A 22,569-nucleotide genomic window follows, 5' to 3' on the forward strand; every position below is an offset into this window, starting at 1 on the left:
AGCGTTGCCGGGCTGCGCCCTGAATCCGGAGTCCGATGATAAGTGGTTGACATTCCGAGCGGCGACGTGAACTATCGAAAGCGTGGATGTTGTTCATGGAGCGCGCGTTTGCCCCGTCGTGAAGTGGCCCCCGGCCCGACACCAGTTTCTTCTCAATGCTGCCGTACCCCTCTGGCAGCAGGCCCGCGACACAGCCAATGTTCGCATCTTCTTACTGTCCGCTTTTCCCCGGTTTTCACCCAATCGTTTTGCCGTTTTTCCCTCCCCCTGCCTGTAGAGAGTCGCTGATGGAAAAAATCTACGTACTGGATACCAACGTCCTGCTGCACGACCCGATGGCACTCAGTGCCTTCCATGAACATCGCGTGGTCATTCCCATGACCGTGCTGGAAGAGTTGGATCACATTAAGGATCGCCGTGATAAGGACGTCAGTCGCGAGGCGCGTATTGCAATCAATGCCATCGACAAAATTCTGTTTAATGCCAATCCCAAACAGATTCAGGAAGGGGTGGAGATTCCCACTATGCGTGAGGGCGACAGGGCGGGCACCCTGGCGATATTCCCCGACCAGTTAATTAACCACGATACTGCGGCCCCTTATCTGGATGGCAGCCAGCAGCAAGCCAACGACAATCGCATTATTAATGTGGCGCTGCATTTGCAGCTCAAAAATCCCGAAGCCTATGTTTGCCTGGTGACCAAAGACATCAATATGCGGCTCAAGGCCAAAGGCTCGGGCTTGGAGAATGTTGAGGATTATCGCCGCGACCGCGTACTGGACGATATTCAGTTTATGGCCAAGGGCTATGAACACATTCCGGGCAACTTCTGGAGTAAGGTCGAGAGCGTCGACACCCAGCGTGAAGGCAGCCAGACGATACATATTCTGGATCGCTCGTTACTGCCTGCGGCTCATGTGAATCAGTTTATCTACGACGATCAAGGCTTTGTCGGATTGGTGAAGAGTCTGGACGGCGATCGCCTTACCTTGCTGGATCTCTGTCGCGATCAACTGATGCACCAGAGTATGTGGGGCTTGCAGCCTCGCAATATGGAACAGGCCATGGCCTTTTTCCTGATTTCTCAACCCAGTATTGATATGACGGTGCTGACCGGGCCGGCCGGTTCGGGTAAAACCCTGATTGCTCTGGCCTACGGACTGCATGCCATCCTTGAAGAGAAGCGTTATGACAAGCTGATTGTGGCGAGATCGACGCCGCCGATTGCTGAAGATATCGGCTTCCTGCCGGGTACCGAAGAAGAGAAAATGGCGCCTTGGCTGGCGGCGTTTGACGATAACCTGGAGGTGCTGCATGGTACGGATGAGTCGCCGTTTAGCAGTATCGATTACGTTAAAGATAAGGCCAATATCCAGTTTAAATCGCTTAACTTCATGCGCGGTCGCTCATTCAATAATGCCTATATCGTGATTGACGAAGCGCAGGGGCTGACGCAGTTTCAGTTGAAGTCGATCATTACCCGGGTCGGGGCCAACTCGAAGATTGTCGTGTTGGGCAACCTTGCTCAGATCGATAACAAGTACATCTCCCCGCTGACCTCGGGCCTGACCTATCTGGTTGAAAAGAGTAAAAACTTCCCCCACGCGGGCATTATGCATGTGAATGGTATTGAGCGTTCGCGCTTGGCTGCATTCGCCGAGGAGAACCTCTGAGCCATCGTCTAACACCTGTCAATAGGGTTTATCCCTGCTGCTGCACTGGTTTGAGCCGGTGTAATGTGGGCGCAGTAAGAGAACCGTTCTTTGACAGGAGTTGCCATGATGGAAGAGAAGCGCATTGGTGTTGAGCCCGTGCCAGCTAATCTCGAAGAGCTGCTGACCGATTCGCAGCGGGCAGCCCTTCGTCGTATCGAAAACTTCGGCTGGCAAATCAAATTTATTCGCCGTCCGCGCTTTCAGCCGCCACTGGTGGTGGTAGAAAACACGACCGGTATGAATGTTGGTGTGCTCGAAGAAGATGGCGGCGTTAACCTGCGTCCAGCCATCTGTTTGCGCGATTAATGGGGTTTGGCGGCCGGGTCGAACAGGGTAACAATCTGTTCGTCCGGATCGCGACTGGCGCCCGCCTCATTAAGTCTCTGCAGATAGGTTTCCCACAGTACTGACTGCTGGTCGGCCAGTTCTTCCAGATAGTCCCAGGAATAAATGCCGCTGTCGTGACCGTCGTCGAAAATCAGCTGCAGGGCATAGTTCCCCACCGCCTTCACATCGATAATCTCCACGTTCAGCTTGCCCGTTTGCAGCACTTCCTGGCCGCGACCGTGCCCCCGAACTTCTGCCGAAGGGGAATATACCCGCAGGAATTCGGCAGGCAGCCGGTGTTCGCGGCCATCCTTGTAGTGCAGGGATAGCTCGCGGGATTTGCGATGTAGCTTGATCTGCTGCGGCACGTTCGCCATGTCGACCTCGTTGGCTTATAGAATGAAGCGGCTCAGGTCTTCATCTTGAGATAGCTCGCCGAGCTGCTTGTCGACATAGGCGCCGTCAATAGTCAGGCTGTCGCCACTGTCTCCTGCGCTGAAAGAGACTTCTTCCAGCAGTCGCTCCATTACGGTGTGCAGGCGGCGAGCGCCGATATTCTCGGTGCGCTCGTTCACTTCCCAAGCCGTTTCGGCAATGCGGCGAATACCGTCTGCGGTGAACTCTACTTTCAGCCCCTCGGTGGCCAGCAGCGCCTGATATTGCTCGGTAATGGAGGCGCGAGGTTCGCTGAGAATGCGCTCGAAGTCATCCGGGGTGAGGGCTGACAGTTCTACACGTATCGGCAGACGGCCCTGCAACTCCGGAATCAGGTCGGACGGTTTACTGAGGTGGAAGGCGCCTGAGGCCACGAACAGAATATGGTCGCTGCGGATCATGCCGTGCTTGGTGCTGACCGTGCAGCCTTCTATCAATGGCAGCAGATCGCGCTGTACACCTTCGCGGCTGACGTCGGCGCCGCCGCTTTCCTGACGTTTGGCGACCTTGTCGATCTCGTCGATGAAGACGATACCGTTCTGCTCGGCGGCCTCGATCGCGCGGGCTTTGAGCTCGTCCTCATTCACCAGTTTGGCGGCTTCTTCGTCCTGAATCTGCTTGTATGCGGCTTTTACAGTCATGCGGCGGGTCTTTTTGCGGTCGCCGCCCATACGCGAGAACATCCCCTGCAACTGGTTGGTCATCTCCTCCATGCCGGGAGGGGCCATGATCTCCACGCCCATGGGTGTCGCGCTTATCTCGACCTCAATTTCCTTGTCGTCCAGCTCCCCCTCGCGCAGTTTCTTGCGGAATATCTGCCGGGTCGAACTGTCGCGGTCGGTCTCGCCCTCGCCGCGTGCGGGCGGCAGCAGGGCATCGAGAATGCGTTCTTCGGTAGCATCTTGTGCCCGGTGAGAGACTTGCTCCATCGCCTGCTCGCGGTGCAGCTTCAATGAGACGTCGACCAGGTCGCGAATGATAGATTCCACATCCCGGCCCACGTAGCCCACCTCGGTGAACTTGGTGGCTTCCACTTTAATAAAGGGGGCGTTAGCGAGCTTGGCCAGGCGGCGGGCGATTTCGGTTTTGCCCACCCCGGTGGGGCCAATCATCAGGATATTTTTGGGGGTGATTTCGCTGCGTAGATCATCGCTGAGCTGCATACGGCGCCAGCGGTTGCGCAGGGCAATGGCCACAGCGCGCTTGGCGTCTTGCTGGCCGACGATATGTTTATCGAGTTCGTGAACGATTTCTCGGGGTGTCATGACTGACATGATGACTCCATGCGCCGGTTATCCGGCCTCAGTATTCCAGGGTTTCGATGCGGCGATTGTGGTTGGTGTAAATGCAAATGTCGCCGGCGATATCCAGGCCTTTTTCGACAATGTCCCGGGCGCCCAGCTCGGTGTTATCCATCAGTGCGCGGGCGGCGGCGGTGGCGAAAGAGCCGCCGCTGCCAATGGCGATCATATTGTCTTCGGGTTCAATGACATCGCCGTTGCCACTGATCACCAGCGTGGTTTCCTTGTCGGCAACAATCAGCAGGGCTTCCAACTGGCGCAGCGAGCGTTCGCTGCGCCAGGCCTTGGCCAGCTCTACGGCAGCGCGAACCAGCTTGCCTTGGTATTTCTCCAGTTGCGCTTCAAACAGTTCGAACAGGGTAAAGGCATCGGCGGTGCCGCCAGCAAAACCCGCCAGCACCTGATCGTTGTACAGGCGCCGCACCTTTCGGGCGTTGCCCTTCATAACGGTATTGCCCATGGTGACTTGTCCATCGCCACCGACAACTACGCAGTTGCCCCGACGCACGGAGAGAATAGTGGTGCCGCGAAACTGTTCCACGCGGGACTCCTTCTTTGAGATGAAAACGGCTTGGCCGATGCTGGACCGGCTTGGATGGCTATCAATGAGGGCGCCGCCTTTAAATTTCAAGGCGACGCTGCCGATCAAGGAGTGGCAAAAGGTGTGGTCAGGGCGTCTTCTGACGGATGACGAGGGTATCGATGCTCTCGTTGATCAGCTTGGAACGAGCGCTGGACAGCGTATTGTGGGTCAGGAACGGGCCGACGTAGACCCGGTGCCAGCGGTCGCCATTGGCTTCCACGAGTTCGACTTTGGCATCCAGCCCCAGCAATAGAATCTGCGCGCGGCGACGGTCGGCATCTTCGTTATTGCGGAACGAGCCCGCCTGAAGAATATAGCGTTCGCCAGTCTGGAAGCGCTTGCTGTCGTCTTCGGGTGGTGGCGCTTCATTGGCGACCACTTTGGGTTTGCGAGCAGGTTGCGGGGTTTCGTCGGGAACAATGACCTCGCGCTCCGGCAACACGGTAAAGAAGTCAAACTTGGTCGTGGTGGTCTTTTCAGCAGGCGGTGCCGGCTCGACTTTTTCCGCGCGCGTATTCTGTTCCGGTGCGTTTGGGCTGCGCTCGTTCATCATGTTGAACACCAGTACGGTGCTCAATACCCCGGCGATAAAGCCCGTACCGAGCATCACTGAGGCGGGCATGCCCTTCTTCTCAGGGCTCCGCGTTGCGCCTCGGGTGGGACGTTTTTTCTTGGCGGTGGCCATGCTTACATTTCCTCGGGGGCCGAAACGCCCAGCAGTTGCAATCCATTGCGCAGTACCTGCTGCACGGCAACCGACAGTGCGAGTCTTGCGTCGCGCAGGGTGGCATCCTCGCCCAGCATTTTATGGGCGTTGTAGTAGCTGTGGAAGTCGCCTGCCAGTTCACGCAGGTAGTGTGCCAGCGTATGTGGCTCAAACTGCTCGGCCGAGCTGGCAAGTACTTCCGGGTAGCGGGTCAGTTTGACCAGCAGCTCGCGTTCCACGTCCTGATCCAGTCGCGAAAGATTGGCGAGGCCGTTCTCCGCCTGCCACTGATCACCGGACTCGGTCAGTTTGCGCAAAATGCTGGAGACGCGGGCGTGGGCGTACTGAATGTAATACACCGGGTTGTCTTTGCTTTCTGACTTCGCCAGCTCTAGGTCGAAATCCGTGGCCTGATCGGCTTTGCGCATGATGTAGAAAAAGCGCGCCGCGTCGTTGCCTACATCGTCACGCAGTTCGCGCAGGGTAACAAAAGACCCGGAGCGGGTGGACATCTGCACCTGTTCATTGCCGCGAAAGAGTGAGACAAACTGCACCAGCCTTACCACCAGGCGCTCGGGGTCGATCTCCAGCGCTTGCAGGGCGGCTTTCACACGAGCGATGTAGCCGTGGTGGTCGGCGCCCCAGATGTTGATGACGCGATCAAAGCCGCGCTCGAATTTGTTCAGGTGATAGGCGATATCTGACGCAAAGTAAGTGGTCTGCCCATTGTCGCGGCGCACTACGCGGTCCTTGTCGTCGCCGAAGCGGGTGGACAGGAACCACAGCGCACCGTCGCGCTCTTCAATAAAACCGTTGTCCTGCAGGCGGGCGATGGCGCGGCTGACCTGATCCGGATCGGTGGTCAGGCTGCGCTCAGAGAACCACTGTTGATAATGCACGCCGAATTCGGCCAGGTCTTCGCGAATATCGCCGAGAATGGCGTTCAGGCCTTTGTCGAAGGCGATCTGGTAATCGTCGCCGAGCAGGGTTTTGGCGCGGTTGATCAGGTCGTCGATGTGCTTTTCTTTGTCGCCACCGGCAGGTGCGTCGTCGCAAACGCCGTCAAACACGTCGGTTGCCGAGTGGCGCAGACGTTCGCCGTGTTCGGCCAGCAGCTCGCGGCCGTAGTCGGCAATGTAGTCACCCTGGTAGCCGTTGCTGGGGAAAGTGAGGGTTTCGCCGCAGGCCTCGAGGTAGCGCAGCCAGACGCTGGTGCCGAGGATGTCCATCTGGCGGCCTGCATCGTTCACATAGTATTCCCGCTCCACGGTATAACCCGCCGCTTCCAGCATGTCGGCGACGCTGGCGCCATAGGCGGCGCCGCGACCGTGGCCCACATGCAGTGGTCCGGTGGGGTTGGCGGACACAAATTCCACTTGCACCCGCGATTTTTTCGGCGCGCCGCGGCCGTAATGTTCACCCTGACTGAGAATGTCGCGAATGACTTTGAAGTTGGCCGCTTCATCCATAAAGAAATTGATAAAGCCGGGACCGGCGATTTCCACTTTCACCACGTCGTCGCTGGCGGGCAGGGCGTCGACAATTTGCTGGGCGATAGCGCGGGGATTGCTGCGCAGTGGCTTGGCCAGCATCATCGCGACATTACAGGCCAGGTCGCCGTGGCTTTTATCCTTGCATCGCTCGATCTGAATCGCCGGCTGCAAATCTGCCGGCCAGTCGGCCGTGCTGCGCAAAGTAGTAAGCGCCTGATCAATCAACGCGGCGACGATATCTTTCATGTCGGTTCGAGCTCTCTTGGAATATGGGGGAAACAGGGTCGCGTATTATCGCTGTTCCGGCGGCAGTCTGCCACCGTCAGAACAGTTCGATGGGATCCACGTCTACCGACCAGCGCAGCGAGCGCTGGCCCAGCGCTTCGGCTACCGTGCAGGCGTGCTGTAACTGGCGGTGCAGTTGTCCCCGCTGCTCGGCCTGTAAGATCAGCGAGGCGCGGTAGCGGCCGGCGCGACGAGTCATGGGTGCCGGCAGCGGGCCGATCAGCTGCCAGCCGGGTTCCGGCGGCGACAGTGCTCCGCGCAGTTGTTGCAGGAACTGCTCCGCGTCGTGCAAATGGGGCGCGTCGCAGCGAATCACCGCACCGAAACTGAAGGGCGGCAGTTCCAGCAATCGTCTCTCGGCGAGCTGTGTTGCCGCAAAGGCGCGATAGCCCTGCTGGCTCAGGCTCTGCAATACCGGATGAGCAGGGCAGTGGGTTTGCAGCAGGACTTCGCCGGGGCGGTCGGCCCGCCCGGCCCGGCCCGCGACCTGTAACAGCAGTTGCGCACTGTTTTCGATGGCGCGGTAGTCGCTGCTGAACAGTCCCGCATCCATGTCGATAATGCCCACCAGCGTGACTGCCGGAAAATGATGGCCTTTGGCGAGCATCTGAGTGCCCACCAGAATGCAGGGCTCGCCGGCATTCACTTCTTCCACCAGGTCTGCCATGGCGCCGCGATTGGCCGTGGTGTCGCGATCGATGCGCAATACCGGCTGAGAGAAGCGTTTTTGCAAAAATAATTCCAGCCGCTCGGTACCCGGTCCGTCGTAAATCCATTGACTATTGCCGCAGTCCGGGCAGCTATCGGGCATCGCGCGCACCGCTTCGCAGTGGTGGCAGCGCAACTGGCGCCGACGGTAGTGCACGGTCATGCGTGCATCACAGGCAGTGCAGTCGGCAATCCAGCCGCAGCAGTGGCATTGCAGCGTGGGAGCGAAGCCGCGGCGATTGAGGAACAGCAGTACCTGATTGCCCGCCGCAAGGGTCTGCTCGCAGGCGTGGAGCAGAGCATCGCTCAATCCTTCATGCAGCGGCTGTTGGCGGATATCCAGCAGCCGAATCGGTGCCTGTTGGGCGTTGCCGGCGCGCTGGGTCAGGCGCAGGAGTTGGTAGCGCCCCAGATCGGCATTGTGCAGGCTGTCGAAACTGGGGGTGGCGCTGCCCAGAATGACCGGACATTGGTGGTCGGCGGCGCGTTTTACCGCAATGTCGCGGGCACTGTAGCGCCAGCCGTCCTGCTGTTTGTAGGAGCTGTCGTGTTCCTCGTCGACGATTACCAGTCCCAGTCTTGGCAGTTCGGCAAAAATCGCCGAGCGGGTGCCCAGCACAATGTCGCAATCGCCGCGACGGGCGGCCTGCCAGTGGCGCAGCCGATCGCCGTCGCTCATCCCCGAATGCATGGCAACGACCCGGCCGGGGAAACGGCGCTCGAAGCGCCGCAAGGTTTGCGGGGTAAGCCCAATTTCCGGTACCAGTACCAGGCACTGCTGCCCCCGTGCCAGCGTGGCGGCGATGGCTTGAAGGTAGACCTCGGTCTTGCCGCTGCCGGTTATACCGTCCAGCAAGAAGCGGCTGAACTGGTCTTGCTGGTCGCGAATGCTGGCGAGGGCGTCGCGCTGTTCCTCGTTGAGTGTTGGTGGCTGTTCCGGGTTGGCCGGCGATGGGTTTGCGGCGGCGACCAGTAAGCCCTGCTCCCGAAGTGCGCGAAAAACCGCGTCGCTGAAACCCCGCTCGCGAATGTCGTCCCGGCTCAGGACCGGTTGTTCGATAAAGGCAGTGAAGAGGGTGCGCTGCTTTGCAGCGCGGGCGGGGATGTGTTCGAGTTCGGCACCGTCGGCCAATTGCCAGTACTGTGGCTTGGCGTCGGCGGGCGACGTGTTTCGGCGCAGGGCTACGGGCAGCATCTGATGCAGGCAATCGCCGATGGGGTGGTGATAGTAGCGCGCCGCCCAGCGTCCCAGTGCCAGCAGCTCCGCCGACAGGCTGGGACTGTCGTCCAGCACCTCGCTGACAGCGCGGAGCTTGGCGGTATCTACCTGGCTGCCCTCGCTTTCGCCCAGGACCACGCCCACAAGCTCGCGACGACCAAACGGTAGCCGTACTCGCAGTCCGGGTTGCGGCGCGCAGCCCAATGTGTCGGGCCACAGATAATCGAAATGGCGGCGCAGAGGGCAGGGGATGGCGATGGAAACCAGCGTGTCGGCCATGGTTCTCTGAAGGCAAAAGCGCCAGTGTATAAGAATTGCGACGGTGTGGGGGCAGTAATTTCGCCGCAATGCCCGGCGGTGCTTGCTTATGCGCCCAGTTCTGCTAATATGCGCGGCCTGTTTTTCGGTGGTTTTTTGTTCAGTTGTGCGATGCCAATAGGGGCGCGTATGACAACCACCCAGCATCAGCCCAGCGCGGTGCCCGGCAAGAGATCGGGTGGCGGCGCCTGAAGAGGATTCATTGATGAAAGCCGATATCCATCCGAAGTACGAAGACATCAACGTGACTTGCAGCTGTGGTAACAGCTTCCAGACACGTTCCACTCTGGCCGAAGACCTGCACGTTGACGTGTGTTCAGCCTGCCACCCGTTCTACACCGGCAAGCAAAAAATGCTGGATACCGGCGGCCGTGTTGATCGTTTCCGCAAGCGTTTTGGCAATCGCGGTGGCGTTAAAAGCTAAGCGCTTGAGTCGCTTGCCCGGATTGGGTAGGCCGACAGTGGCAGTGCCAGCTACAACGCCAGCCACAAAAAAAATGCCCGGGCCTTTGCGTCCGGGCATTTTTGTATTGGGCCTGCTGTTCACGGGCGGTCTGGCTGCCGACTGCAAACCGCTCGGCGACGTGCGGAGTGTGGGGCTGGCTGCGGTGACGGACGGTGACAGCCTGCGTCTCAGCAACGGTCAGCGTGTGCGGCTGCTGGGTATCAACGCCCCGGAGCTGGGGCGGGACGGTCGCCCCGCCGAGCCATTGGCTGAAGAAGCCAGGCAGGCATTGCAGGCGCAGTTGAAGGACCGGGAGGTCGTTTACTTACAGGCTTATGGTCACGACCGTTATGGCCGTGTGCTTGCCGAAGTTTTTACCCGGCAGGATGGCGGCCATGTGGGAGAGACCTTGCTGAGCAAAGGTCTGGCGCGTGCGGTTGTGGTGCCGCCCCGCTGGCGGTCAGACGACTGCCTGTGGCGTACTGAGGAAGCGGCCAGAGAGCAGTCGCGGGGACTCTGGAGTACACCGCCGCTGCCATCGCAGGCAGCCACGGCAAAGGACCAGGGCTTTGTGGTGATGACGGGGCGAGTCGAGTCCGTGTCGCACAGCCGTCACGCAGTATGGGTAGATTTAGATGGCGATGTGGTCATCAAAATTGCCGAGTCGGACTGGCCGTATTTCGGCAATGAGGATTGGCAGCAGTGGCCTGGCCGAGAGGTAGAGCTTCGGGGCTGGCTGCGCAGCCGTCGGGCCAAGCCGGGGTTTGCATCGCTGAAGATGGATCTGCGCCATCCGGCGATGATGCGCTGGATGCCCCGTTTGAGCGAGGACGGGCGAAGTAAATACTCTCGCTGAATAGACTGAACTTGCAGGCTTTGTCGGGGCGTCCGGCTTGTGAGTACAGGGAGTTTTCTATATGATTTCTCGCCTTCGAGAGCGCAGCACAACAACAGAAAAGCGTTCCGCCCCCCTTTTTAAGCACAAACCGAGAGCATGACGATGTCTAAAGATGTTAAGCAGGCGGCTCTGGATTATCACTCCATTCCAACGCCAGGCAAGATCGGCATCAGCCTGACGAAGCCCGCCGAAACCCAATACGACCTGTCGCTGGCCTACAGCCCGGGCGTTGCGGAGCCGGTGCGCGAGATCGCTAAAGACCCACTCAACGCCTACAAGTACACCAGCAAGGGCAATCTGGTCGCGGTCATCTCCAATGGCAGTGCCATTCTCGGTTTGGGTGATCTTGGCCCGGCAGCGAGCAAGCCGGTAATGGAAGGCAAGGCGCTGCTGTTCAAGCGTTTCGCTGATATCGACTCCATCGACATCGAAGTGGATGCAGAAGATCCGCAGGCGTTTATTGACACCGTGCGCCGTATTGCCGACACCTTCGGCGGTATTAATCTTGAAGATATCAAGGCGCCTGAGTGCTTTGAAATTGAGCGGATTCTGATCGAGCAGTGCAATATCCCCGTCTTCCACGACGACCAGCACGGCACGGCTATCGTGACCGCAGCGGGTATGCTGAACGCACTGGAAATTCAGGGTAAATCCATCGAGACAGCTCGCATTGTTTGTCTGGGTGCCGGTTCGGCGGCCATCGCCTGTATGCGTCTGCTGGTGAGCCTGGGGGCGGACAAGGCCAATCTGTTTATGCTCGACCGTCGGGGTGTGATTACTCCGGGGCGTGAAGGCTTGAACGAGTACAAGGAAGAGTTTGCCAACGGCAGCGGCCCGACCACCCTGGAAGACGCTATTCTGTACGCCGATGTCTTTGTCGGCCTGTCTGGCGCAGACTTGCTGAGCGAAGCCAATCTTCGGGCGATGGCGCCAAACCCCATCGTGTTTGCCTGTTCAAACCCGGATCCGGAGATCAAGCCGGAGCTGGCAAAAGCCGTACGCGACGATCTGATTATGGCAACGGGCCGTTCCGACTACCCCAATCAGGTCAACAATGTATTGGGCTTCCCGTTTATTTTCCGTGGTGCATTGGATGTGCGTGCCACCGAGATTAACGAAGCAATGAAAGTGGCGGCGGTGCACGCCATTCGCGAACTGGCGAAAGAAGATGTTCCGCAGGTCGTGGTGGACGCCTGTAACTGTGGTGAACTGAGCTTCGGCCCCGAATACATTATTCCTAAACCTGTAGATCGCCGTCTGCTGGGACAGGTGGCCGCTGCAGTTGCCCGCGCTGCTGTCGACAGCGGTGTGGCATTGTTGCCGTATCCGGAGCACTACCCGCTGAGCTAATCTTCAGTGAGTAGATGTTAAAAAGCCGCGCAATTGCGCGGCTTTTTCGTTTTAGGGGACGGGGTTTTGCCGGTCTTAGCCGCTAAGCTGCCGGCCGGCAATATAGGCAAAGGTCAGCGCCGGGCCAAGGGTGCCGCCACCGCCGCCGTAGAGTGCGCCGGGTGAGCCGACGCCGGTCGTATTGCCCGAGGCGTACAGCCCGGCAATGGGCTGGTCGAAAACATCCAGAACCTCCGCCTTGCCGTTCACTTTCAAGCCCCCGCAGGTGCCGATATCGGCCGGTGAAACCTCTGCACCGTAGAACGGGCCTTTGCTGAGAGGGCCCAGTGTACTGCGCGGATCACCGGAGCCGTAGGTATCGTAAGCGCTTTCGCCGCGATGGAAATCCGGGTCTTTACCCTCGGCGGCAAAGCGGTTAAAGCGTTCGACCGTCGCCGTCAGGCCACCGGCATCTATACCCAGCTTGTCAGCCAGTGCCTCAAGCGTATCCGCTTGCTGAACCCAGTCCGGCAGGGCCTCGTCAGCAGTGCGTCCGGCGAGTGGATAGTGTTCGCGATAGCCCTGGTCAAACAGCTGGAACGCAGGCAAGTTGCGGTAGCCCAGGTCGCCCCAGTTTTCCCAATCGTGATAGCTGCGCCATGTGACGTCGTAGTCGGCGGCTTCATTGCAGAAGCGCTGACCGTGACGGTTGACCACAATGCAGCCGGCGTTACGCCGCTCGATCTGGGCTGACAGGGAAATGCCGCCGCGGCTCTGGCCATTGGCCTCGGCGTCGCCCTTGTACACACTCAGCCCCCAGGCTTCATTCATGTTGCTGAGTGCTGCGCCCAGTGCCATACCCATACGGATGCCGTCACCGGTATTGGTTTCGGTGCCGAGTGTGTAAGGTGAGGGGCCGCGCAGGAAGTGTTTTTTCATTTCCCAGTTGCGTTCGAAGCCACCGCTGGCCATCAGCACGGCCTCCCTGGCGCGCACGTTCTGTGGGCGACCGTCGCGGCGAATACTGACGCCGGTAACCCGGCGTTGACCCTCTTCCTGCTGTACGCTGTGCAGCGCCTCGGCGGGACAGTCGGTGAGCAGGGTCGCGCCGGCGGCGAGCGCGGCCTGCAGCATATCGCCGACCAGAATGCCTCCTGCCAGCGCGACTTGCGGCTGGACCGGTTCCACGGAGCGACCTTTGCGCAGCGCGCCGGGCCACTCGGGGTGGTAGTCGGCGACGTCGCCCATCAGCTTCGAGACCCGAAAGGTCATGGCGGTGTTGGCTTCCAGGTAGTCCAGCATGTCTGGGCCGTTATCAATGAAAGCATCGATCAGTTCGTCGCTGGACTGCCCCTGGCTGAGTTTTTCAATGTAGCGCCGCGCGGCGTCGCGGCTATCGCGAAGCCCCTCGCGCTGCATCACGCGGTTATTGGGGATCCACAGTACGCCGCCGGAGACGATACTGTTTCCGCCGGGGGCGCTGTTTTTTTCCACAATCAGTACGCGTTTGCCGGTCTTGGCCGCCATCAGCGCGGCCAGCAGACCGGTGCCCGAGCCGATGACAATTACATCGTACTCGTCGTCCCAGTGCTCGTCGGAAGGAACCTTGCTGGCCGCCAGCGCCGGAGCACCGCTGGCAGCGGCGAGGCCGCCGAGCAGGCTGCCTTTCAGCAGACTGCGTCGTTTCAGTTCTTTGCTATCCATATTGTTGGCGCCCCTTAAAATTCGTAGATGATGTCCAGCCCAAAGCTACGGGGTTCATTGTAGGCAATGGTGGAGCCGGCGCCCGCCGTGAAGCGGTGGCTGACATAGTCCTTGTCCTGAATGTTTTTACCCCAGAGGGCCAGTCGCAGCTCGCCGGTTTTTACGGCTGCGGCGGTCAGCGTGAGCCGGGCATTAAGCAGGCCGTAGCTGTCGATTTCCCAAAGCGCTTTCTGCTGCGCGCTGGCACCAGTGCCGGCGGTGGCATAGTGGCTGTCCTGCCAGCTATAGCTCAGGTTCAGCCAGAAATCCCCCAGCGAGCTTTCGCCAAACTGGTAATCGAGGCTGGCGGTGTAGGCATTTTCCGGCGCATAGGGCAGCACAAACTGCTCGGAAATATCCTGGCCACTGACCGGATGGTTAACCTCATCAATGCTCCAGTCGAGGTAGGCGTAGTCCAGCGAGACAGATAGCTGCGCGGTAAGCTGGGCGAGAATATCCAGCTCCAGGCCGCTGACCTCGGCGGTGCCTGCATTGTAGGTATTCACTACCGCAATTTGCGCCGGGTCCGGTGAGAGGTCTAGCTGCATTTCTTCGTAGTCAGAGCTGAATGCCGCCACGTTGACGCGCAGGCGGCGATCCAGCCAGTAGGACTTCAGTCCCAGTTCGTAGGAGGTGATTTCCTCGGGGTTATAGTCGATCGTGAAGTCGCCGCTGGACTCGGCAAAACCGCCGGATTTGTAAGCGGTAACGACTTTGGCGTAGACGCTGGCGTCATCGGTTAACTGGTAATTGGCGGACAGCATCGGGTCGGTGCTGCTGTAAGAAACGGCGTTGCGGGTGCCGTTTTCAATCGGGACTACCGTGTTGAAATTGAGAATGGTGGCCTGATAGTCGCGGATACCGTCGCGCTCATCCTCGGTGTAGCGCAGACCTGCGGTCAGCGTGAGCCGGTCTTCCAGAATCATGGGTGTGTAGCTGACCTGGCTGTACACCGCCTGGGAGTTGGTGTCGGCGTTCACGTAGCGGTCGTACAGCATATCGTGAGGTGCGGGAAAGTTGTTGCCGGGATCGAAATCGTCCTGCAAGTCCTGCAGCCAGATACGCTGGCGGTGGTTGGCTTTTTCTTCGAAGTAGTACACGCCCGCGACATACTCCAGGCGAGCATCCAGGGCCGAGCCGACGATCTGGAATTCCTGCGACCACTGGTGGCTGTCGATAGAGTCATCGGTTTCGTAGTAGCCGACAACAAAGGCGGCGTCCAGATAGTCCTGGAAATAGCGGGTATCCAGCTCCCGGTAGCCGGAGATCGACTTCACAGAGACATTCTCGCTCAGGTCCCAGCTCAGGGTCAGTGAGTGGCCGTTGAAGTCGGTGGTGCTGGTGGGCAGGTTCGCCCGGCGCGGTGTTTTGGTGTGAGGGCTGGTGGGGTAGTTCGGGCCTGCTAGCAGGTCGTTCTGGTAATAAATGGGGGTATCTTCCGAATCGCCTATTTCAAACGCATAGTCGGCACTCAGCGTGTCGCTGATATCCCAGCGCAGGGCGAGGCGAGCCCCCTGTTGATCCTGTTCACCATAGTCATTGCCGCCCCGGTTGCGGACGTAGCCGTCCTTGCTGCTGCGCACATAGGACAGTTTGGCGGAGACATCGCCCACCGCGGGAAGGTCGATAGTGGTCAGGCTGCGCAGACGCCCCTGGTTGCCGATGGTGAGCTGCTCTTTGAAGGCGAATTCCCCGCTGGGTTTGCGGGTGTGAATATTGATGGCGCCGCCCGTGGTGTTGCGTCCGTAGAGCGTACCCTGGGGGCCGCGCAGCACTTCGATACGCTCAATGTCTGCGAGATCCATGCTCGAGGACTGCGGGCGCGCCATGTAAACGCCATCGATGTACATACCGATAGCGCCTTCCTTGGTGATCTGGCCGACGTCGTTTGCGCCTTGGCCGCGCATGAACAGAATCAGCGCGCCACTGGAGGAGGGGTAGGGGGCAAAGGTCAGCGCGGGAACGGTGGTGGCCAGTCCGCTGATATCGTTGGCGCCCTTCATTTCCAGTGCGTCGCTGCCATAGGCGTTGATGGCAATCGGAATTTCCTGGGCCGATTCACTGCGCTTTTGTGCGGTGACGACGACTTCTTCAATCTGTGCCGTCGCGGCCAGTGTGGTGGTGGCTGGGCTGAGTAACAGTCCCAATGTCAGCATGCGGTAGGGGTGCTTCGTCATTTTTCTTATCTCTCTATGGCGCCAGTCAGTGCTTGCCACGCCCGTGGCGCCAGTATCGGGCATTGGCAAACCTCGTTGAGCAGAGCCAGCATAAGCGAGCTTGTTACATAATACAATATGTGTAACATGTAACTAACGTTGTTGATGTTCTGCATCAGCTGATGTTTGAGAAATACTGCGGGGGCTGCTAATTTGCGCGGTCTTCTAGGGGAGAGAAATGTGTCAAACCAGCATCTCAGGGAAGCCATCCTTGATGCCGTAGAACAGTGCTTTGCACAGTACGGACTGCAAAAAACCACCCTCGCTGATGTGGCCGAGCGGGCGGGTGTGTCGAGGATGACCGTGTACCGTCATTTCAAGGACCGCAAGGCGTTGTTCGACGGTGCTTCACTGCGCAATATTCGTCGGCACTGGGCCGAGATTGCCGCGCAGCTGACCCATGTTGAGCGCTTGGACGAGTGGTTGATTGAGGGCATGCTCCTCTATCAGTTTGACATTGCCAGCGACCCGCGGGTGCAGCTGTATCTGGACCTCGGGGCATTCGATGACGGCCTCGCGGTGTCGCAGACGGAGGTTGGCCTGCAGGCGGCTATTTGCCAGTTTGAGCATCTCTTCAATCCGCTGGCGGATGCTCAGGGGCGGCTCAGCAATGGCTTGGACGCCTATCAATTGGCCGAGTGGGTTCATCGCAACAACCACAGCCTGCTACGCTATCCCAGCGACCGATTGGCCGATCGAGAAGTGCGCCGCCGTTGGTTATCGGCGCAGATTTGCGGCGGCTTGGTGCCCGCACACTGAGCAGCGCGCAGGTCTTTGATCCAGCGCAAGGTTTGCCAGCTCAATCCGGGCTGTAATGAAGGAAAAGGAGGATTCATTCATGCAAGCACTTCCCCATCGTTACTATGTTTGCGCGAGCGCCGAAAGCGAGGGGGACGTTACCCTCAAATCCGACGGGCTCAGCAATATCTCCTCGGATGCACCTGCTGAGTTCGGAGGTCCCGGTGACAAGTGGTCGCCGGAAACCCTGTTGATGGCTGCGGTGGCCGATTGTTTTGTACTGAGCTTTAAAGCGGTTGCCAAGGCGGCCAAGTTTGACTGGTTGGCGCTGGACTGCCGGGCCGAGGGCAAACTGGACAAGCAGGAGCGCAAGGTCTGCTTCACCGAATTTGAAGTGTTTGTCAGCCTGACGGTGGCGGCAGACGTCGACGAAGAGCAAGCCACGCAGTTGCTGGAAAAAGCCGAGCGCAACTGTCTGGTGGCGAATTCGCTGTCGGGGCCTTCGCAGTTGTATATCGAAATTCTGAGAGGCTAGTCTCTCCCGTCAGCGAAGCAGGCAAAAGCGCTCGCGCAGTCCTACGTATTAATGCCAATAGGTTTCTGAGCCATAGTCGCTAGGCTATGTCTCAGCACTATTCTGTCAGCTTGTAAAAAAGGAATTGAACCATGAAAGGACTCGCTCCTATCGCCTGTCTATGTCTGCTTTCCCATGCAGTTTACGCTTACGAACCTGAGCCGGTAGTTTATGTCGGCGCGTCTTTCTCACAAATTGATTATTCCGAAGATAACGCAGATCTGGATTTTGGCGTTGTGTCCGGTAAATTTGGGGCCATCATCAACGAATACTTGGCGCTTGAGCTGCGTTATGGAGTTGGTATTGAGGATGACTCGCTCTATGGTGTGGACGTAAAGGTTTCCAGTCTGATGGGGGGGTATCTGCGTGTGGGGATGCCGGTGGCTGACAAGGTATACCCTTATCTCGTGTTGGGGCGTAGCAAGGGTGAGCTGGAAGCGCGCGTATCTGGTGTTTCCGTTGAAGAAGACAGTAGTGATTTTAGTTACGGGCTGGGCGCCAACTTTGCTTTTCCCTCCAGTGATGTGCAATTGAGTGTGGAATATATGCGCTTATTTGATAAAGATAGTTACGAAGTCGACGGGGTTAGTATTGGTCTGCAACTTGAATACTAAATAAGGCTTCTCCTATGGCGGTGCTTAACGATCTTCATCAAGCGCCGCCACTCTCTCCATGATTTGTTCCCTCAGCCAGCGATGACCTGCATCGGCATTAGCACTGCGGTGCCAGTAGATATGCATGTCGAGTGCGGGCAGTTCCAGCGGCAGTGGATGGAGCCTCAGCCCCAATAGTTTGGCGTAGCGCTCGCCCAGCTGTCGCGGTAGCGTGAGCAACAAATGTGAAGCGGCAACCACGTGACTGGCGGCGTGGTAACTCTGCCCGCGTATGCGTACATCTCGCTTCAGCCCCCTCTGCAAGAGCTGCCGGTCTTCAAATAACACGCCCTCTCCGCGCCCGGATACCCCGACATGAATCGCCGCGAGATACGCCTCCAGCGTCAACGCTGCTGTCAGTGGGTGATCGGCCCGCATCAGCACACACAGGGGCTCGCTGCGCAGTGGGACGTGCTCAATGCTGTCGTCGACGGGCTGGGGGACATCGACAGCCAGTGACAGCTCGCCCAGGGCCAGGTGGCGGCTGAGCTGATCCCGACGCAGCCGTCGGCTTTGAAGGCGAATGCCCGGTGCGACCGTGCTCAGGTGACCGGCAAGCGGTGGCAGGAGCAAAAACTCCATGGTGTCGCCCAAGCCGAGAACAAACCGCCGCTGGGAGTCGCCGGCGTCAAAATGTTGCCCTCGATAAACGCTGTCTTGCAGTGTGCTCAGCGCAGCTTGCACGTCGTCGGCTATGCTGTCTGCGAGGGGGGTTGGCGCGATCTGGCGGCCGCGGCGCACGAACAGTGGGTCGTCGAAATGTTGGCGCAGGCGGGCGAGGGCATTGCTGACGGCGGGCTGGCTCAGATGCAGGTCGCGAGCCGCTTCGGTCAGAGAGCCCGCGCGGTAGATGGCGTCAAAAACGCGGAACAGATTCAGGTCCATTGGCTTCTCTCGGGGCGTAAAATATATTTTCGTTATGAATAATAAAGGATTTATAAAATAAATTAGACTGATGTTTTGCCGCGGACTATGGTATGTGGAGTTTGTGTGGAGGATACCCTATGGATTTCAGCCTCAGCCCGCGCTGTCAGGCGCTGCGCGATCAGATTCGCCAATTTATCGATACCGAGATTGCCCCGGTGGAAGCGGCCTTGTTGCCCGGTCTGCTGGAAAGCCCCCGTGGTGCAGACTGGACACAGTGGCAGGTGCTTCCGGAAGTCGAAGCCCTGAAAGAAAAAGCCAAAGCCCAGGGCTTATGGAACCTGTTTTTGCCCGATCCGGAACTGGGGGCGGGTTTGTCAGTGGTGGAATACGCGGTACTGGCTGAGCAGATGGGGCGCTCGCATTTTGCGCCGGAGGTGTTTAACTGCAACGCGCCCGATACCGGCAATATGGAAGTGTTGTGGAAATACGGCAGCGAGGCACAAAAGGCCCAGTGGCTGACGCCCTTGCTCAATGCCGAGATTCGCTCGGTATTTTTCATGACCGAGCCCGACGTGGCGTCCTCCGATGCCACCAATATGCAGGCGACGATTACCGTCGATGGCGACGAACTGGTATTGAACGGGAAAAAATGGTGGTCCACCGGTGTGGGCGACCCGCGCTGCGAAGTGGGTATCTTTATGGGCCTGAGTGATCCTGAGGCGCCTCGTCACAGTCGTCACTCGATGGTATTGGTGCCGATGAATACCCCGGGCGTGACCATCAAGCGGATGCTGCCGGTGTTTGGCGGCTTTGATGAGCCCAGTGGCCACGGTGAAGTGTGGTTTGAAAATGTTCGGGTGCCGATGGATAACCTCATTCACGGCCTGGGGCGTGGCTTTGACATCGCTCAGGGGCGCCTCGGCCCCGGCCGCATCCACCATTGCATGCGCGCCATCGGCGCCTCTGAGCGCGCGCTGGAGCTGATGATTCAGCGTGGCATGAGCCGTGAAGCCTTCGGCAAGCCCTTGATTAAACTCGGTGGCAATCCCGAGCGAGTGGCTGAGCTGCGCATTGCGATCGATCAAGCGCGGCTGTTGACTCAGTACGCCGCCTGGAAAATCGACGAGGTGGGTGCCATGCAGGCGCTCAGCGAAATCTCCGCGATCAAGGTTGTTGCCCCGAACGTGATGCAGCAGGTGGTCGACGAGGCTATTCAACTGTTCGGGGGTGCCGGTGTGAGTAATGACACGCCGCTGGCGGCCCTGTTTGCCATGGCGCGGGTGCTGCGCCTGGCCGATGGCCCCGATGCCGTGCACCGCAGTTTGATCGCCCGCCTTGAATTTGCCAAATACCGCTAGGAGACGCTTGATGAGCAATAACTATAAGATGGGTCAGTCGCGCATTTTTATCACCGGTGGTGCGTCGGGTCTGGGGCGCGCGCTGGCCGAGCGTTTTGCCGCAGCGGGCTATGCGGTGTGCATCGGCGATATTCATGCTGAGCGCGGGGAGGAAACCCTGGCGGCGCTGCAGCAGAAAACGGCGGCGCACTTTCTCGCTTGCAATGTCCAGCGTGAAGAGGATTTGCAGGCCGCGGCAGACTGGCTTCGCGAGCATTGGGGAGGCGTGGATATTGTCGTCAACAATGCGGGGGTGGCCGCTGCCGGAAATATCGATGCGCTGCCGCTGGAGGATTGGCAGTGGGTCATGGATATCAATGTGCTGGGTGTGGTGCGTGGCAGCAAGGTGTTTACGGCGCTGATGAAGGAGCAAGGACACGGTCACATTGTGAATATCGCGTCACTCGCCGGCTTGATTCATCCGCCGAAGATGGCTGCTTACTGCGCTTCCAAGGCGGCGGTGGTGGCGATCTCCGAGAGCATGAGCCTAGAGTTGGCCGACGACAATATTGGCGTATCGGTGGTCTGTCCGGCGTTCTTCCGGACGAATCTTGCCGAGTCAGCGAGGGCGTCAGATGCCGATTCTGCCGGTATGACGAATCGCCTGGTGAACAAAGCCAAAATCGGCGCCGAAGAGATTGCCAATTACGTGTTCGAGGCTGTGCAGCGCGGCGACCACTATATCCTCACACACGCGGAAAGCCGTCGATTGTTCCGTCTGAAACGTCTCGTGCCTTTCAGCTGGTACCGTCGTGTGATGCTGAAAGGCACGTCGCGCATGGCTAAAAAGCGCGCCTGAGAAGATTACAGCAGTGCGCGCAGAGCGTTAATCGCCATTGCCAGCAGAGCGAGGGTACTGATGGCGAAAATGCTAAAGCGCAGCGGCACGTAGTTATTGGTGCTCTGCACAATGCTGTGCAGCACGCGGGCGACAACGTAGGTCCAGGCCAATGTCAGGTTGATACCGTCGCCCAAGCCCATCATGGCCAGTGTCAGCGCGGTAGCGTAGAACAGGGTGGGCTGCTCCATCAGATGATTGTAATTGTCGGCCTTCCACTGAATGCGTTTATCCATCAGGGTGGCCAGCTCGGCAGTGCGTTCTCCCGCCGAGGGCGGCAGCCCGGCTTTGTGGATGGCGGGCAGTCGCGTTAAGGCCATCCAGGCAAGCATCACCAAGCTCCAAAGCACCAGCGTAATGACGGGAAGAAAAAGAGGGGATGCACTCATGCGTATTTCCTGTTTTATCGTCTATGTGTCAGGGTGAGGGAAATATAGCAGCCGCATCGACATAACCACACAACGAGGACGCGATGTTTAGAAAAAATATTTTGATCACCGGTGCCAGCTCCGGTCTGGGTGAGGGAATGGCGCGGGCGTTCGCCGCGAAGGGCAGTAATCTGGCCCTGTGCGCACGCCGGGTGGAGAATCTGGAGGCCATCAAGGCCGATATTGAAAAGGCGCATCCCAATGTCACCGTGCTGATCAAGGCGCTGGACGTGTGCGACTACGATCAGGTGTTCACCGTGTTCCGTGAATTCCGTGAAGAATTGGGCAGTCTTGACCGAGTGATCGTGAATGCCGGGATGGGGAAGGGCGCGTCGATGGGCACCGGGTATTTCCATGCCAATCGCCGCACCGCCGAGACCAATTTCATTGGTGCCATTGCCCAGTGCGAGGCGGCCATGGAGATATTCCGGGAGCAAAATGCCGGACACCTGGTGACGATTTCCTCAATGAGCGCGCTGCGCGGCCTGCCTCGCGCGGTGAATATCTATGCGGCCACCAAGGCCGGACTGCGCACGCTGAGTGAAGGGCTGCGCGCCGATGTGTTGGGTACGCCGATTAAAGTGAGCTGTATCCTGCCCGGTTTTATTCTCACGCCGATTAATGAAGAGATGAAAAAAGCGCCGCTGCGGGTGGACCTGGAAACCGGCTGTCGCGCTCTGGTGAAAGCCATCGAAAAAGAGCCCGGTGAGGCCAAGGTGCCCGCTTGGCCGTGGGTGCCTGTGGGTTGGGCGATGAAGCTGCTGCCCTTGCGCCTCGTTGCTAAAATGACCTGATCAACGGGAGCGGGCGGAGAGATTGCAATGAAAATGTGGATGGCACTGTTGGTAGTGCTTGTGGCGCCCCTGAGCTGGGGCGCGAATGAGATGCCCGCGGAGAATCGCTATGTGGGCGGCCAGCCTTCGGCGGCAGACTTGCAGCGCCTTGCGGCGTCGGGAGTGCGCCATGTGATCAATCTGCGTCCGGCCGCCGAGCAGGCCGGTTACGACGAGTCGGCAGCCGTGACGGCAGAGGGGATGCAATACCATAATTTGCCGGTCGCCGGGGCGGCGGATATCAGCTTTGCCAACGCTCAGGCGCTGGATGCGCTGCTGACCGATATCGGCGACGAGCCGGTGCTGTTGCACTGCGCCAGCGGCAATCGTGTCGGTGCGCTGATGGCACTGCGGGCGGCCATGCAAGGGCAGGATGAGGAGTCCGCGATTGCTGAGGGGCGGCGCTGGGGTATGACGCGTCTGGAGCCGGTGGTGCGCCAGCGACTGCAGGAGCAGGACTGTCTGATAGCGATGGAATCCCACTGCTAGGATTCTGTCCGGGGGTGAAAGGCGCGCTTTG

22 protein-coding genes are annotated in these 22,569 nt (G+C 59.0%); 12 read left to right on the forward strand and 10 right to left on the reverse strand.

Annotated elements, in window-relative coordinates; genetic code table 11:
- Positions 1-287 precede the first annotated feature (287 nt).
- Both AC5DB9_RS01345 and AC5DB9_RS01350 read left to right on the forward strand, forming a co-directional pair.
- The gene (locus tag AC5DB9_RS01345) at positions 288-1,673 is read left to right on the forward strand and encodes a PhoH family protein (RefSeq protein WP_022959205.1); all 1,386 of its coding nucleotides are present in this window, start codon (positions 288-290) and stop codon (positions 1,671-1,673) included.
- Between the two features lie 105 nt (positions 1,674-1,778).
- Positions 1,779-2,021, forward strand: a complete 243-nt coding sequence (locus tag AC5DB9_RS01350) for a hypothetical protein (RefSeq protein WP_022959206.1) — start codon at positions 1,779-1,781, stop codon at positions 2,019-2,021.
- Here AC5DB9_RS01350 and AC5DB9_RS01355 read toward each other — a convergent pair.
- From AC5DB9_RS01355 to AC5DB9_RS01380, 6 genes are all read right to left on the reverse strand, one after another.
- The gene (locus AC5DB9_RS01355; protein ID WP_272993810.1) at positions 2,018-2,419 is read right to left on the reverse strand and encodes a gamma-butyrobetaine hydroxylase family protein; all 402 of its coding nucleotides are present in this window, start codon (positions 2,417-2,419) and stop codon (positions 2,018-2,020) included. The two genes, AC5DB9_RS01350 and AC5DB9_RS01355, sit on opposite strands and share 4 nt — an antisense overlap.
- A 15-nt stretch (positions 2,420-2,434) precedes the next feature.
- Complete coding sequence (gene hslU, locus AC5DB9_RS01360) at positions 2,435-3,751, reverse strand: ATP-dependent protease ATPase subunit HslU (RefSeq protein ID WP_272993809.1); 1,317 nt, start codon at positions 3,749-3,751, stop codon at positions 2,435-2,437.
- Between the two features lie 28 nt (positions 3,752-3,779).
- Positions 3,780-4,319 (reverse strand): ATP-dependent protease subunit HslV, encoded by a 540-nt coding sequence (gene hslV, locus AC5DB9_RS01365; RefSeq protein ID WP_022959209.1) that lies wholly within the window; start codon positions 4,317-4,319, stop codon positions 3,780-3,782.
- A gap of 127 nt (positions 4,320-4,446) precedes the next feature.
- A complete protein-coding gene (locus AC5DB9_RS01370; RefSeq protein WP_272993807.1) occupies positions 4,447-5,046 on the reverse strand; it encodes an SPOR domain-containing protein in 600 nt (199 codons plus the stop codon).
- Between the two features lie 2 nt (positions 5,047-5,048).
- Entirely contained in the window at positions 5,049-6,806 is a 1,758-nt protein-coding gene (gene argS / locus AC5DB9_RS01375) for an arginine--tRNA ligase (protein WP_272993805.1), read from the reverse strand.
- A gap of 76 nt (positions 6,807-6,882) precedes the next feature.
- Entirely contained in the window at positions 6,883-9,051 is a 2,169-nt protein-coding gene (locus AC5DB9_RS01380; RefSeq protein ID WP_272993803.1) for a primosomal protein N', read from the reverse strand.
- Between the two features lie 244 nt (positions 9,052-9,295).
- Here AC5DB9_RS01380 and rpmE point away from each other — a divergent pair, with 244 nt between their 5' ends.
- From rpmE to AC5DB9_RS01395, 3 genes are all read left to right on the forward strand, one after another.
- On the forward strand, positions 9,296-9,514 hold the full coding sequence (gene rpmE, locus AC5DB9_RS01385; protein WP_028968347.1) for a 50S ribosomal protein L31: 219 nt from the start codon (positions 9,296-9,298) through the stop codon (positions 9,512-9,514).
- Between the two features lie 73 nt (positions 9,515-9,587).
- Positions 9,588-10,391 (forward strand): thermonuclease family protein, encoded by an 804-nt coding sequence (locus AC5DB9_RS01390; protein WP_272993800.1) that lies wholly within the window; start codon positions 9,588-9,590, stop codon positions 10,389-10,391.
- A 144-nt stretch (positions 10,392-10,535) separates the two neighbouring features.
- The gene (locus AC5DB9_RS01395) at positions 10,536-11,783 is read left to right on the forward strand and encodes a malic enzyme-like NAD(P)-binding protein (RefSeq protein ID WP_272993798.1); all 1,248 of its coding nucleotides are present in this window, start codon (positions 10,536-10,538) and stop codon (positions 11,781-11,783) included.
- A gap of 75 nt (positions 11,784-11,858) precedes the next feature.
- On the opposite strand, the gene AC5DB9_RS01400 is transcribed toward AC5DB9_RS01395, so the two are convergent.
- Positions 11,859-13,466 carry an FAD-dependent oxidoreductase gene (locus AC5DB9_RS01400; protein ID WP_272993795.1) on the reverse strand — a complete coding sequence of 536 codons (1,608 nt, stop codon included), beginning with the start codon at positions 13,464-13,466 and terminating at the stop codon, positions 11,859-11,861.
- 14 nt (positions 13,467-13,480) lie between these two features.
- Entirely contained in the window at positions 13,481-15,682 is a 2,202-nt protein-coding gene (locus AC5DB9_RS01405) for a TonB-dependent receptor (protein WP_272993793.1), read from the reverse strand.
- Positions 15,683-15,901: 219 nt separating this feature from the next.
- Between AC5DB9_RS01405 and AC5DB9_RS01410 the strand changes: the two genes are divergently transcribed.
- From AC5DB9_RS01410 to AC5DB9_RS01420, 3 genes are all read left to right on the forward strand, one after another.
- Positions 15,902-16,480, forward strand: coding sequence for a TetR/AcrR family transcriptional regulator (locus AC5DB9_RS01410; protein WP_022959219.1), 579 nt, complete (start codon positions 15,902-15,904; stop codon positions 16,478-16,480).
- A 79-nt stretch (positions 16,481-16,559) separates the two neighbouring features.
- Positions 16,560-16,994: an OsmC family protein gene (locus AC5DB9_RS01415; protein WP_022959220.1), complete on the forward strand. Its 435-nt coding sequence runs from the start codon at positions 16,560-16,562 to the stop codon at positions 16,992-16,994.
- A 131-nt stretch (positions 16,995-17,125) separates the two neighbouring features.
- A complete protein-coding gene (locus tag AC5DB9_RS01420) occupies positions 17,126-17,647 on the forward strand; it encodes a porin family protein (RefSeq protein ID WP_272993789.1) in 522 nt (173 codons plus the stop codon).
- A 24-nt stretch (positions 17,648-17,671) separates the two neighbouring features.
- On the opposite strand, the gene AC5DB9_RS01425 is transcribed toward AC5DB9_RS01420, so the two are convergent.
- A complete protein-coding gene (locus AC5DB9_RS01425) occupies positions 17,672-18,571 on the reverse strand; it encodes a LysR family transcriptional regulator (RefSeq protein ID WP_272993787.1) in 900 nt (299 codons plus the stop codon).
- Between the two features lie 119 nt (positions 18,572-18,690).
- On the opposite strand from AC5DB9_RS01425, the gene AC5DB9_RS01430 reads away from it, so the two are divergent.
- Both AC5DB9_RS01430 and AC5DB9_RS01435 read left to right on the forward strand, forming a co-directional pair.
- Positions 18,691-19,911: an acyl-CoA dehydrogenase family protein gene (locus AC5DB9_RS01430; protein WP_272993785.1), complete on the forward strand. Its 1,221-nt coding sequence runs from the start codon at positions 18,691-18,693 to the stop codon at positions 19,909-19,911.
- A 10-nt stretch (positions 19,912-19,921) separates the two neighbouring features.
- Positions 19,922-20,749: an SDR family oxidoreductase gene (locus AC5DB9_RS01435; RefSeq protein WP_272993782.1), complete on the forward strand. Its 828-nt coding sequence runs from the start codon at positions 19,922-19,924 to the stop codon at positions 20,747-20,749.
- Positions 20,750-20,754: 5 nt separating this feature from the next.
- Here the strand turns inward: AC5DB9_RS01435 and AC5DB9_RS01440 are convergent, their stop codons facing one another.
- Positions 20,755-21,177, reverse strand: a complete 423-nt coding sequence (locus tag AC5DB9_RS01440) for an MAPEG family protein (RefSeq protein WP_022959225.1) — start codon at positions 21,175-21,177, stop codon at positions 20,755-20,757.
- 83 nt (positions 21,178-21,260) lie between these two features.
- Between AC5DB9_RS01440 and AC5DB9_RS01445 the strand changes: the two genes are divergently transcribed.
- Positions 21,261-22,010 carry an SDR family oxidoreductase gene (locus AC5DB9_RS01445; protein ID WP_022959226.1) on the forward strand — a complete coding sequence of 250 codons (750 nt, stop codon included), beginning with the start codon at positions 21,261-21,263 and terminating at the stop codon, positions 22,008-22,010.
- A gap of 27 nt (positions 22,011-22,037) precedes the next feature.
- Complete coding sequence (locus AC5DB9_RS01450; RefSeq protein WP_272993779.1) at positions 22,038-22,538, forward strand: protein tyrosine phosphatase family protein; 501 nt, start codon at positions 22,038-22,040, stop codon at positions 22,536-22,538.
- The last annotated feature ends 31 nt before the right edge of the window (positions 22,539-22,569 follow it).

The organism is Spongiibacter sp. (assembly GCF_984394615.1).